This is a genomic window from Planococcus notacanthi (genome assembly GCF_030407825.1).
Lineage (GTDB): Bacteria > Bacillota > Bacilli > Bacillales_A > Planococcaceae > Planococcus > Planococcus notacanthi.
Map to the genome: position 1 here is coordinate 1 of NZ_JASDCQ010000021.1, position 696 is coordinate 696.

The 696-nt window shown below is 53.4% G+C and carries 1 rRNA gene; it reads left to right on the forward strand.

Annotated features, from left to right (window positions below):
• Positions 1 to 6 precede the first annotated feature (6 nt).
• A 23S ribosomal RNA gene (locus QMA01_RS18175) occupies positions 7 to 696 on the forward strand; the annotation flags it as partial.

Genomic DNA, 696 nt, shown 5'->3' on the forward strand with positions numbered 1-696 from the left:
ACCATTGGTTAAGTTAGAAAGGGCGCACGGTGGATGCCTTGGCACTAGGAGCCGAAGAAGGACGGCACTAACACCGATATGCTTCGGGGAGCTGTAAGTGAGCTGTGATCCGGAGATTTCCGAATGGGGGAACCCACTGCCTTTAATCGGGCAGTATCCATGTGTGAATTCATAGCACATGAGAAGGCAGACCCAGGGAACTGAAACATCTAAGTACCTGGAGGAAGAGAAAGCAAATGCGATTCCCTGAGTAGCGGCGAGCGAAACGGGATCAGCCCAAACCAAGAGGCTTGCCTCTTGGGGTTGTAGGACACTCTATACGGAGTTACAAAAGGCAGGATTAGGCGAAGCGACCTGGAACGGTCCGCCGCAGCGGGTAATAGCCCCGTAGCCGAAAACCCTGCCCCTCCAGAGTGGATCCTGAGTACGGCGGAACACGTGAAATTCCGTCGGAATCCGGGAGGACCATCTCCCAAGGCTAAATACTTCCTAGTGACCGATAGTGAACCAGTACCGTGAGGGAAAGGTGAAAAGCACCCCGGAAGGGGAGTGAAATAGATCCTGAAACCGTGTGCCTACAAGTAGTCAAAGCCCGTTAATGGGTGATGGCGTGCCTTTTGTAGAATGAACCGGCGAGTTACGATTGCATGCAAGGTTAAGCCGAGAAGGCGGAGCCGCAGCGAAAGCGAGTCTGAA